Raw genomic sequence first — 12,511 nt, 5'->3', positions numbered from 1 at the left:
ACTTAAATCAAAAAACCTCGGCTTTTCGCCGAGGTCAATAATTACACACTCACTTTGAAGTTTCGCAAACCTATATGTTTTAACATCTTACATACTTTCGTTTAAAACCAATCTTTCCTTTCTCGATTTGTTTTTGAATATTTTCGTAGGCGTTTAAGTGACTGCTTTTTTTATTGTCACGCTTTATTTCTACTATACCTACTGCCAATGAGGTCTCGACTGCTTTTTCATGGAGCGGTAAATATGAAGTTCCCACCGTGTATATGAAATTATTCATGGCGGATTTTGTTCTTTCCGGCGAATCGTGAATCGTATTTCTCACAGTATCCAGCATAGAGGAAATCTTCGTTTCGGAGAACTCAACGTCTTTTCGATTCCCTAAAAGCCAGCAGTAGCAGCTCCAGCCCGCTGACATCCTTAACTCTTCTCCGCTTGCGATCCATTTATCAGCTACCTCTTGGGCAATTTCTGACTCTGACAAAGTTACGGCCACTACATAATCGGAAAGCATGTAAAAATACGCCGCATCCATCCATCGATCATAATCAGACTCAGTCATTGCGTTTGGATCGGCAATGATACCCGCAAAATACATAGCATCGTAGTTCCCCGTTGCATATAGCTCTTCAGCCAAAGGTTGATTTATTTTTATTTTTTTGGCGATTGGCTTCATAGCGCCTGTAGCCACGCCAAAAAGCGGCTCATGTGCCCCATTGGATATGTACATCTTTTTCATTCGTTCTTTACCAAGTGCTTCAAGTTCCTGCATAACAGTTTCTAAATTCATTGTATAGCACAACCCTTTAATTAGAATTTTTCTCTTTATAATTTGGAGTATGTCTTAATAATCACTTTTTGTAAAACGAATCCAAACAAATCCGAAAAAATCTCTGAATTCAAGGAATGGTTTGAACATGGACTTGGATAATTAAGTGTGATTCCTGTTTTTACTTTCTATCCCTTTCTTCTCGGCAGTCAAATCAATCTTTTTTAACGTTACAAATGAAACAAACCAAGCAAACAAACCGAAACAAATTGCAAATAGAAGACTCAAAAGTATTCCAAAAGATTATTGCCTGTGTTGCTTAAAACATCAGGATCCTTGTTAACAATGAATCCCCCTAGTACGCAAAAAAGGAATGAAACCAACAGCAACATAAGCGTGTTGGAAACGGTAAATTCATGGTATTTGATTGAGTAATAGATGGAATACAGGGGAATGATCCAACCTACAATTGACGCTAAGATAAGTATGCCTTTTAACTTGAACAATATAATCTGTATCAAATTAATTTTATTTCTTTCAACTAAGACTAAGAGAATTCTCTCTTACTTCATTCCTGGAATGTGTTTGGGACAGTCTCATCACAACATTTCCACCGCCGTAAATGGAGCTGTTCAGGGGTTTATATGTATTCGAGACACGAAAACACCTCCTCAAAAAAGGGTTTCCACTGTCGATATTTAACTATCCTATTCTATCATAAACATCTGTAAAGTATGGAATATAATGTAATAATGTACTACGCCCATCTCTGACAATTAGTTCTGTGTTGCCATTAGCCGAAATTTGTCGGATAATGCAACTAATACGGATGAAGGGAGTTTGTGATCTTGAGAGAGTACGAGTTGGATATCATGGTAGAAATGCTGATGGATACATTTATTTTCAACACATGGGAGACCGATTTTTTCCGGATGAATACAATGCAGAACCTCGTTGAATTTGGCCTGATCGATAACTTGCCTGAATTGGCAAGAGAACTCAAGCATCAGAAAGCAGAAATCCTGGTGGAACCTTTGAAAGCCGTCCATCCCGAAGCCGGCAAGCAAGTGGAACATTGGCTCCAGTTAATTTAATTCCATACATAAGGAAAACCTGAAGTCCTGTTAGGGTCTTCAGGTTTTTTGAATTTGCATCTTTTCTCATGGTTTATAAGGAGTTGAATGTTGTTATTAATTGCAAACACTATGCTAGTTATTGAATTTTTTTGGTGTTTTATCAGCTTCAAGCAAGATTGGCAGCCGGAATAAGAGTGTTCTCTTCCTCTAATTCACGATGCAGCACTTCTCCTATACGCTTTATTCCTTCATTGATTTTGTCTATTGGCATATTCGAGTAATTTAAACGTAATGCATTTTTCTTTGTTCCATTCGCATAGAATGCCCCACCGGGAACAAACGCTACATTATTTTCCAAGCATTCAGCGAATAATTCCCTGGCATCTACAGACTCTGGAAGCTCAACCCAAATAAACAAGCCGCCTTCTGGTTTGCTGTAATTCAAATTCTTCGGGAAAAACTCTTCAATAGAAGCTAACATTGCAGTGCATCTTTCTTTATAAACAGCTTTGATCTTATTTATGTGTTCTTCAATATCATAAAGCTCCAAATATTTAGCTGTGATTCTTTGAGCAAAACTATCAGTATGCAAGTCTGCTGTTTGCTTAAAGGCAATGTACTGTTCAATGAAAGTTGCATCCGCACAAATCCATCCAAGTCGAAGACCCGGAGCAAAAATTTTCGAGAAGGTACTCAAATAAATGACTCTGCCCTCTGTGTCAAAGTGTTTCACAGGCGGGAGTGCCTCTCCTGCAAATCGAATAGCGCCATATGGATTATCCTCTACAATGAGTACATCATATTGATTGGCCAGCTCAACCATTTTCTTTCGTCTTTCGAGCTTTAATGTGCGGCCTGTAGGATTATGAAAATCCGGAATCGTGTAGATAAATTTTGCGTTAGGATGTTGTTGGAGCTTTTTCTCCAGCTCCTCCATGACCATACCCTCATCATCCATATCTACTTCAACAAATTGGGGATTGTATGACTTGAATGCATTAATTGCCGCGAGATAAGTTGGGCTTTCACAAATAATAATATCTCCCTCATTGATGAACAATCTTCCAGTAAGGTCAATGGCTTGCTGGGACCCTGATGTGATTATTATATCTTCAACAGGAGCGTTGATCCCAATACGTTTCATTCTTTGACCAATAGCATCCCTTAATGGGGTGTAACCTTCAGTGGTACTATATTGTAGTGAAGCTGCACCTTCCTCAATCAAAACTGCATTACATACATCCTTTATAGCATCTACAGGAAACAACTCGGGAGCTGGCAGGCCACCTGCAAAAGAGATAACCTCTGGTCTTGCTGTTACTTTTAATATTTCTCGCGTCTCAGTAGGTTGTACTAGATGAGTTCTATCAGCAAATTTACTTTTCATTTATAAACATCTCTTTTCATGTTTGTGATCTCTGTTGTTCAAATATTCCGTTTATTTATAATAGTTATATTACCATACTATTATAACATATTGATATAATTTGATGTTTTTTATTGAACCTTTCTATGTTTCTGTTATTTTCTTCATAGCTTATTTCTACGAACTAAAACGAAAAATTAAACATAATAACAGCCTTTAAAGCAAGCAAAACAATAGGACTGCCCCATTTTTCCGGGCAATCCTATTGTTAATGGCATCTATTATTATTTGCCGCCTTTGCTTGCATAAATGACTTTTACTTGTTTCCATGTTTCGTTTCCAAACGTATCTTTAGACCAAATCTGGATGATGTTTTCACCGGATTCTAAAGTAACATTTGTACTAAATACACCATTCTTCACACCGATTTCTTTGCCGTTTACCCTGACAAAGGCAAGGTTTGCATCGGCCACTTGCCCTAGGACAGTTACTGATTTCTTGTGTGTCGTTTCTCCCTCAATTGGCGATTGAATGATAATATCCGGAGCAATTGAATCTACTTTTACATTAACGTTCGCAGTTGTTTCATTGCCTGCCAAATCTTTCGCTAAAACCGAAATAATAGTGTCGCCCTGCTCCAGCGTAAGTTTAGCTTCAAAGACTCCATCGATAACGGTCGCTTTAACCCCATTAACTGTAACAGAATCAAGGTATTGATCCTGCACCGTTCCTTTTACAGAAACGGTTGTTGTATTGAATTGGGCTCCGTCCGCTGGTGACTCGACAGAAACAACCGGTTTAGTCTTGTCAACGATGACCGTTACCGGATTCGACGCTCTGGTCATTCCTGAACCTTGGACTGCTTTCGCTGTTAGACTATTTTTTCCGTCGGTTAAAGGAACATCTGCAGCAAACCGCCCCTCCTCCGTAGAAGTGACAACCGCTGCTTCCACACCATTATTGTATAGATGAACTGCTGTATTAGGCTGTGCCTCACCTTCTACCTTTACGGCTCCATTCGCTGTAAACGAGTTAGTGGATGGAGAGGTAATTTCGGGTACGGCCTCATCGTACGATATAACCGCGCGAATCATATAGTTCCCGTCAGATTTAACGGTTTGTTTCCAGACTCCATCAATATAGGAGTAGCTTCTGCCCGACCATGCGCCATTCGTATCTTTATTAATAGCAGGAATGTACGGGAATGGATTCTTTTGAACATACGCCAGGTAAAAGTCTCCTAGAACGACAACTTCTTCGCCGCTTAAATCCACATGCGACCACTCAGTATGAGAACGGATAGCCTTCGCCTCAAAAGGTCCGGCGAGTTTTTTGCCTGGAGACCCATTTGGACCAGTCGCATCATATACTTCGACAAGGAATTCCGTACCTCCTGGGTCAGGACGAGTGCCACCGTCAAATTTGTATAAACCGCCTGTCAAGACGCCTCTCGTTTCACCTTCAGCAAGCGTCATTTTGACAGCCCAGCCATTGCCTTCAGTATGCATATAATTCAATGATTCCGCTGTTCCATCATCATAGGCGATCGTTTCGGAATAGCCCAAAATCGGATCCATTGAAAGATTTTGCGCAGTCTCGCCATTTGGAGCCAATGAAATAGCTGCGTCGTTAGGGTAATGCATCGGATGAGAAACCTTCAGCGTGTAGCTGCCTTCGAAAGCTGTGAATTCGAACGATCCATCTGCGCCCGATACAGCTGGCTCGATATTCGCATCCTCCACCAGGTAAACTTTTGCTCCTTCGATTGGTTCACCTGTCATCTTATTTGTAACGACACCGGATATGGTGCCATTCTGCTTCTCTTCTAGCGTAAAATCAGTGACTGTGTCCTGATCATCCGAAACTTGAACTGTCTTTGATTGCGGATGATAGCCATAGGATTCCGCCACAACTGTGTATTCCCCTGCAGGATGGCTAAGGCCATAGCTGCCATTTTGCGGATTTGTCGCGGCAGCCCTCCCAGTTTCTGCAACACTGACATAAGCCTGAAGCGGTAATAACGTTGGAGGATCTACTTCTTCTTCCTCAGTGTTAGCAACCCCACCCGTTTTCAGTTCAAAAGCAATCGAGGAAGCGCTGCTGGTGCCTGCCATAATCGAATCGGCGGATAAAGCAACATCGTCAATATACCAACCCGGCCTCGTCGTACTGGAGTCGGAGAATGCATAAAAGGCAATATAGAGTCCCTGTCCTGCAAAAGCCGATAAATCGACCTCGGCATTCACCCAGCTATTCGAATTTCCCTTCACCATTAATAGCGCCTTCCAATCCCGGCCATTTTGAGATGCCATGACATATCCATAATCATAAGCCGTGCCAGTAGAAGCAGAAACTTCAAAGCTGTGCCATTGCTTAAACTGCAAATATGATTTACCTTCCGGAACAACAATCGAAGGCATAACAATCATTTCACGCATTCCATTCGTATAGTTTCCGGCCAATTTAGTGGCATAAACTTTCTGACCGGACGCGGCACTGTTCGGTCCGGATGTAGGGATTCCCCACTCCCAGTTCGTTGTTGAGCTTTGAGCGACAAGTTCCCAGCCGACAGGCTCTTTTTCGAAATCTTCAAAGTAGCCGACAGTCAGACCTTCCGACACGGTTACGTTATACTCCTCTGTTGTAACAGAATTTCCGACGAAGTCAGTTATGACCCATTGATACGTCAATGTCCCCGCTTCTGTTACTCCTGCGGGTATACTTGCAAAATAATCTCCAGATAAATAGTTTCCTGAAATCCGTTCAGCTTGAATCGTCTTCCATTCGCCATCGTTCATCTTATACTTTAAGGCTACGGACTCAACACTGACATTGTCTCTGGCGAGGATGGACAAATCGATTTGCATTCCTTCAGCAGCCTCAGTGACTGGTGTATGTTCGAATACCGGATTCTCCGCGTCTTCTCCTTCAATCGTCACATTCCCTTTGATTGTTCCCATACCGACAGTAACGGACAGAACCGCATCAAACACATTCAGAAGTCCGTGGCCATATCCGTTATTTGGAGATTTAGGATAGGTAGCATCAGTTAATGGAGTTGCTGTCTCGATTAAAATTTGCTCGATTTCATCCACTGTCAAGCTTGCATTAGCCTGCCTGAGCAAGGCTGCTGCTGCAGATACATGCGGTGACGCCATCGAGGTTCCATCCCATCCGTCTTCATAGCCGCTGCCAGGAACTGCGGAGCGGATGTTCACTCCCGGTGCGGTAACGTCCGGCTTAATTTCACCATATGGAGATGGGCCCTGGAATGAAAATTCACCCATTTCGTTATCATCATCGGTTGCCCCGACGGCAAAAGACTCTGGATAATTAGCAGGGCTTGCAATCGTTCCTGGTCCGTTCGGTCTCAGGAGTGAAGCATTTCCCGCAGCAAAAACCGGGAAAATATCATAGGCTCTCCATGTACGAACAATTTCGATAAACCATTCATCAATACCCGAACCGCCGCTCCATGAATTGTTGACAACATCAGGAGCCATGTCAACCCGGCCGCCAGGAGCCAAAATCCACTGGGCAGCCTCCAATAGATCGGAATCTGCTCCTTGGCCTTGTCCGTTAAACGCTTTGGCCGCAATCCATTTTGCTCCCGGTGCTACGCCAATTTGGTTCTTTCCATTCGGCTCGCTTCCGACCATGGTTCCGGTTACGTGGGTGCCGTGGCCATTGTCATCATAGCCAGCTGCTTGTCCACTTACGGCATCAAAGAAACTATATTGATGGTCAACAGTTCCCTCGGTTGCATTATAGCCTCGATATTTTTCCTTCAAAGCCGGGTGATCCCATTGAACGCCGGAATCAATGCTCGCGACCACAGTCCCGGTTCCGTCAATTCCCGCCTTCCAGGCATCCGGAGCACCGACCTGGTTCACGTTCCACTCAATATTCGCATCAGCCTCATTTTGAGCAGCCTCTACTTCAGGATTCAATTGCCTGACTTCATCTACATATATTTTTTCTACTTCTTTCATAGAAGCGATTTTCTCAACAGCTTCCTTCGTACCAGTAAAGGTAACCGCGTTAATAATATAGTAGGATTTGAATTTTTTAACCTTGCCCTTTTGTTTTTCCTGTCCCAGCACATCGAGAACCTTGCCTTGCTTTTGATGGGCATTCGCTTTGAGTTCTGTTAGCACCTCGGAACGGACAATATGCTTTTTTTGCTGAGCAGTAGCACTTTTTCCATTTGCCGTTCTCTTCGCTTCCTTCGTTACGGCTGCGGTATCAACCTGGTCACGAAGCGTGACGATAAAGGATCCCTCATCCGTTTTTCCGAGCTGTTCATAAACCTTGCTGTCGATTTTGTTTACAGAAGCAGTTGGGACATTTTGGTCCGAACTTCCTCCCCCATTTGTTGCAGAAGCAGCTGGCGGTAAAAATGTACTGATCACCATGATAATTGCAGACAACAAGAATGCTAGACGTTTAACCCCTCTTTTCAAAACACGGCCCCCTAATTTTCTAGAAATTTTGTAATATATTCCTAGATTGTATCAGAAATAATTATAATATTCTGAGTATTTAGGACCATTTTTTCATAAATCGTATTGGGAAATTTTTCGGATGAAAAAAGAGTGGTTATTAACCACCCTCAAATTTACTGCTATGCAATTTTTCTTTGTACACACACCTCGAGTCTGGGTCAGACCCCTACTACTCCTTCATTTGAAAAATAGTAATAAATAGCTAGCAGAATCATAGTTATATGACCATGAAAACGCTGAAAAGTTACTAGTCCAGTACATGAACATGACTAATTTGGCAAGTCACTAAGCGTAACCGCTATTCTTTCCTTTAGGCACCTCTTTAGGCTTTTATTTCGTTTCGGACAATTCAACGTCCTTTCGATTTCCTAAAAGCCACCAATAGCAGCCAGCCATAGGAGTTCTCCAAAATGAACAGAACTAAAATTTATTAGAGCCTATATCATTTGTATGTGTAAAGAATTTTTGGGAAAACCTACCGTTATAATTGATAAGGGGTTTTATTTAATGCATTTCCTTTTAAATTTTTTGTTCGTTTTAGCAGCTTTTAAATGGGGGGATTGGAAAAATTGGCAAAAGTATTACCCTACATGGCTATTCTTTGTTGGCGGTGAACTTTTTAAAAATGCCCTATTGCATGATTACTCTTTCTGGACTTATAAAGAAACCATTTTTGGCAGCAGAATATTATTCGGACACTTGATTATTGACTTACTAATTATCACTTTCGCCTATTCATCAACCTTGCTTATCTACCTCGGTAAATTCCCCGATTCTCTTTTTAAAAAAATAGGCTGGTTTTTACTTTGGGTTGCAATTTATACCAGTATAGAATTTATTAACTTAGAATTTCTAAATTTAATTGAACACCATAGGGGCTGGAATATAGGATGGTCAATTCTTTTCAACCTGGTTATGTTTTCAGTTTTAAAACTTCATATGGGTAACCCCTTATTATCATGGATAATTTCCTTGGTATTTCTACTTTTTCTGTTACTACAGTTCGACGTTCCCTCCTGGGTATTTAATTAAGTGAAACTTACAGGATGGAAATAGTATCAGGTCTTTAGGAAACATTCTTACATAAATGGTTTAAGCAAGTGTAGAGATATATTTAAGAAATCATTAGCTCGAACTAAGCCATCAAGCATACTGTTGTTAAGTACGATTAATTGGAGGAGCCATGATAAAATTTTTAAAGTCAGACTTATTAATCCTGTTTTACCAGAGAAACCTGAATCATTAAGACGCTTATTTCATTTCCCGGTTGGAAATTTCTTCTTCCAAAAAGGAAACTGTCAATGCAGCCTAATCCCTCCTAAAGATTTTACTAAAAAATAAACCTTAACATATCTAAATAAAGGAAGGTATTTTCGGCTTTACAGAATCTAAAAGGGGGAAAAGGAAAAATGAAGATGGAAAAATTCAATCATTAGAAATGGAGTGATAACCAATGGCAGACAACAAAAAGCAAGATCCAATGGAGAAGGCCAACGAAGACATGGACCGCATTAAAAAGGAAGTCGCAGAGGAAATTGATTTGTATAAAAAAAGAGCAGGGATAGCAAATAAGGATGAATCCGAAAACAACAAAGAATAATTCTTCTCGATAAAACATCCTAAACATAGGAAAGAAAAAGGTTGATCCAAGTGGGTCAGCCTTTTCGCGTAAGGAATTGGGGTTTTCCACTCTCTGGTTTAAGGAGATAGAAATTAAATTAGCGCCATTTTCTTTTAACTTAAGATCGATACTTTAAACAGTTCCCACTAATAAATGATATAGGAATCCTCTGCAGGAATACGCGCGTATCCCAAGCACCTTTACCCTGGATGGTCGGCCCGAATATCCCAATAACAAGAATCCTACACAATCCCCCTACATACCCTTCTTGCTTCGGTATAACTTTTATCATAACTCGTACAGCAGGCAGGTTATCGGCCATGACGGCAAATAGATAAACGGGGAAAGCTTCTTTCCAAGGCGAGTAATCTTACTGGTCAGTTTTTTGCCAGCAGTCCCTTTCCCCTGCAGCCTGGCCTGGTCACGATATTCCCTGCTTCCACTTGATGAGTATCATAGAAATGAAAGCCGCTGACAGCAAGGAATTCCTCCCCTTTTTTAATCCTCAGGAAAGGGCACTTTTCCATTTCCGCTTTGTAAAAAACCTCATTCCCCGGAGAATTGATCATGATTGTGAAGACTTCTTCTGTTTTATATATTTAAAAAAGGTCAAATCAGTTTATATTAAAACACTTCGTGCAATTGGATATAATTGGAGGAGCCAAAAGGGGAAAGCATGTGAAAAAATGTACTATAGAACTCTGTTGACAAATCAGAGCTTGAGAAGGGACATTGACAGGTTCTCCTAGGCAAAGAGTACAAATCCTTTGTCACAATTCATTTTTATATAATATCCAAAGGTATTTTTCTTGTTGGTTTTGGAAATACCTCGTCAAGTCTGTTCAAATCTTCTATGGTCAATTGAATAGTAGCAGCTTGAGCATTGGCTAAAACATGTTCTTCCTTAACAGCTTTTGGGATAGCAATTACGTTGTTTGAACGAATGGTCCACGCAAGAGCAATTTGTAATGGCTGCACATTGTATTTTTCTGCAATTTCAATGATGGTTGGATCGCTAAGTAATTGTCTTCTTAAGGTCCCTCCCTGGGCCAGGGGACTATAGGCCATAATTGGCATGTTATGTACATGATGCCATGGTATGAGATTATAATCAATTCCTCTAGAACCTAGATGATATAAGACCTGATTTGTCATACATTTTTTTCCGTTAGCGGTATCCCACAACTCTTTCATTTCATCCGTATCAAAATTAGAAACTCCCCATCTTACAATTTTACCATCTCTGCGCAGTCTCTCCATTCCTTCAATCGTTTCTGCCAAAGGAACACGACCTCTCCAGTGTAAAAGATACAAATCAAGGTGATCTGTTCCTAGTCGTTTTAGACTATTTTCACATGCGCTTTCAATCAAATCTAACCCGGAATGATGAGGATATACTTTCGATACTAAAAAAACTTTATCTCTACGCCCCTTGATTACCTCACCAACTAAACGTTCGGAATCGCCATTTCCGTACATTTCAGCCGTATCGATTAGCTTCATTCCCAGTTCTATTCCAAGTTGCAAAGCTTTGATTTCTTTGTTTTTCGATTGAGGATTTTCTCCCATGTACCATGTTCCTTGACCAATGCTTGGAAGAAAGGTTCCATCGGGTAAAGTTACTACACGTTTTTCAAGTGAATGCTTAATCAATATTTTTTCATGGTCACGTAAACTCATTTTCATCATTCCTTTCATATCTCACCTTGTTTTACTTGAACTGCAAATCTTCAATCACTATCATATATTAAAAAATTGGATTATTGTTTTAAAAAAAATGTGGCTATACATTGTTGTAGTATAGCCACAAAAATAACATTATAATGCTCACTTACACCAAGTGAGCCCCGCCATCAATAAGAAGAGAAGTACCAGTTGTAAAACCATTTTTCACTAAGTACACGTAGGCCTCAGCAATGTCTTCGGGTTGTGCCACGCGATTAACAGGTAGTTGCTGCGCAATATTGCTGTATAAATTTTGTCTTTGCTCGTCAGGCATCCCTCCGTAGAGCGGGGTGTCTACGATACCAGGTGAAACAACATTTACCCGTATAGGGGCTAGGTCTACTGAAAGCCCCCTGACCAATCCATCAATCGCTGAATTGATCGAAGCAAGTGTACTTGCCCCTTGTGGTGGACGGATTCCATAAACACCAGAGGTCAATGTGATAGAACTGGTATTATTTAAGTACGGAATAGCAGCACGAACGGTTAAGTATTGCCCCCAAAACTTACTATCAAACGCTTCTCTAACATCCGCAACAGGTAAGTCACTAAAATGACCCATTGCACCTTCACCCGCCGTAACAACAAGGTGATCAAAATTCCCTACCATTTTAAAAAAGTCAGCTAGTTTCTCTTCACTGCGAAAATCAATATTGTATGCTTCCACATTACCACCAAGTACATTCTTTGCCTCCGATAGTTTTGCATCAGAACGACTGGCAATAATGACTTGAGCAGATTCATCTAGAAATGCCTTTGCTGCGGATAATCCGATACCAGAAGTACCTCCAATTACGACCACACGTTTTCCTTTTAATGACATTGTATAAATCCTCCTTAAAAAATTCTTTTTTAGGTTGTATCTGAAAACAATATTACATACTACTTTTAGTCAAAATAATATAAAACAACGCTTCATTATATTATTTTGCTAAGAGTTTTAGCGCTTCACGATTGAATGCCGGGATATCATCTGGAAAACGGCTGGTCACAATATTTTTGCTTACCACAACTTCTTCATCTTTATAGTTAGCCCCTGCATTTTTTAAATCATTACGAATAGATTTGAAACCAGTTATGTCGACACCTTTTAATAGGTCTGTATCGATCAATACTTGTGGTCCATGGCAAATTGCGAAAACAGGTTTACCTTCTTGGATAAATTCTTTTGCGAATTGACCAAAGCGGTCATCTTCACGTAGTAAATCAGGGGAGAAACCACCTGGAATAAGCAAAGCATCAAAGTCTGCAGGATTAACCTCATCTATGGCTTTATCAATTATTACGGTTGCGCCTTTTTTACCAGTTACTTCATTTCCTGCATGTTTATCAATTGTAACTACTTGATGACCAGCTTCTTTGAATGCTTCTGCAGGATCTGTAAATTCAACGTCCTCAAATAAATTGGTGATAAGTGCAGCAATTTTTTTGCCCAAACTAAAAACCCTCCTT

General features: G+C 40.6%; 10 protein-coding genes. 3 read left to right on the top strand and 7 right to left on the bottom strand.

From position 1 onward, the window contains the following. Nucleotides 1-79: 79 nt before the first annotated feature. A complete protein-coding gene (locus TY16_RS10860) occupies nucleotides 80-787 on the bottom strand; it encodes a DNA alkylation repair protein (RefSeq protein WP_043931935.1) in 708 nt (235 codons plus the stop codon). 827 nt (nucleotides 788-1,614) lie between these two features. Here TY16_RS10860 and TY16_RS10855 point away from each other — a divergent pair. Beyond that, complete coding sequence (locus TY16_RS10855) at nucleotides 1,615-1,860, top strand: hypothetical protein (RefSeq protein WP_043931933.1); 246 nt, start codon at nucleotides 1,615-1,617, stop codon at nucleotides 1,858-1,860. Between the two features lie 148 nt (nucleotides 1,861-2,008). Here the strand turns inward: TY16_RS10855 and TY16_RS10850 are convergent, their stop codons facing one another. After that, nucleotides 2,009-3,229 carry an aminotransferase-like domain-containing protein gene (locus tag TY16_RS10850; RefSeq protein WP_043931932.1) on the bottom strand — a complete coding sequence of 407 codons (1,221 nt, stop codon included), beginning with the start codon at nucleotides 3,227-3,229 and terminating at the stop codon, nucleotides 2,009-2,011. Between the two features lie 263 nt (nucleotides 3,230-3,492). Beyond that, the gene (locus tag TY16_RS10845) at nucleotides 3,493-7,671 is read right to left on the bottom strand and encodes a S8 family serine peptidase (protein ID WP_052342679.1); all 4,179 of its coding nucleotides are present in this window, start codon (nucleotides 7,669-7,671) and stop codon (nucleotides 3,493-3,495) included. A gap of 549 nt (nucleotides 7,672-8,220) precedes the next feature. Here TY16_RS10845 and TY16_RS10840 point away from each other — a divergent pair. Continuing rightward, nucleotides 8,221-8,745 carry a CBO0543 family protein gene (locus tag TY16_RS10840; protein ID WP_043931931.1) on the top strand — a complete coding sequence of 175 codons (525 nt, stop codon included), beginning with the start codon at nucleotides 8,221-8,223 and terminating at the stop codon, nucleotides 8,743-8,745. Nucleotides 8,746-9,166: 421 nt separating this feature from the next. Continuing rightward, nucleotides 9,167-9,313, top strand: a complete 147-nt coding sequence (locus TY16_RS26170) for a hypothetical protein (protein ID WP_155922213.1) — start codon at nucleotides 9,167-9,169, stop codon at nucleotides 9,311-9,313. Between the two features lie 398 nt (nucleotides 9,314-9,711). On the opposite strand, the gene TY16_RS10835 is transcribed toward TY16_RS26170, so the two are convergent. The 4 genes from TY16_RS10835 to TY16_RS10820 form a co-directional block, all read right to left on the bottom strand. Then, nucleotides 9,712-9,903 carry a hypothetical protein gene (locus TY16_RS10835; protein ID WP_043931929.1) on the bottom strand — a complete coding sequence of 64 codons (192 nt, stop codon included), beginning with the start codon at nucleotides 9,901-9,903 and terminating at the stop codon, nucleotides 9,712-9,714. Nucleotides 9,904-10,117: 214 nt separating this feature from the next. Beyond that, nucleotides 10,118-11,014, bottom strand: coding sequence for an aldo/keto reductase (locus TY16_RS10830; protein WP_081773132.1), 897 nt, complete (start codon nucleotides 11,012-11,014; stop codon nucleotides 10,118-10,120). Nucleotides 11,015-11,165: 151 nt separating this feature from the next. Next, a complete protein-coding gene (locus TY16_RS10825; RefSeq protein ID WP_043931928.1) occupies nucleotides 11,166-11,882 on the bottom strand; it encodes an SDR family oxidoreductase in 717 nt (238 codons plus the stop codon). Between the two features lie 100 nt (nucleotides 11,883-11,982). Further along, nucleotides 11,983-12,495 carry a type 1 glutamine amidotransferase domain-containing protein gene (locus TY16_RS10820; protein WP_043931926.1) on the bottom strand — a complete coding sequence of 171 codons (513 nt, stop codon included), beginning with the start codon at nucleotides 12,493-12,495 and terminating at the stop codon, nucleotides 11,983-11,985. Nucleotides 12,496-12,511 lie beyond the last annotated feature (16 nt).

It is taken from the genome of Bacillus sp. EB01 (genome assembly GCF_000613125.1).
Classification (GTDB): domain Bacteria; phylum Bacillota; class Bacilli; order Bacillales; family Cytobacillaceae; genus Bacillus_D.
This window is presented reverse-complemented; position numbering and strand designations above follow the sequence as displayed.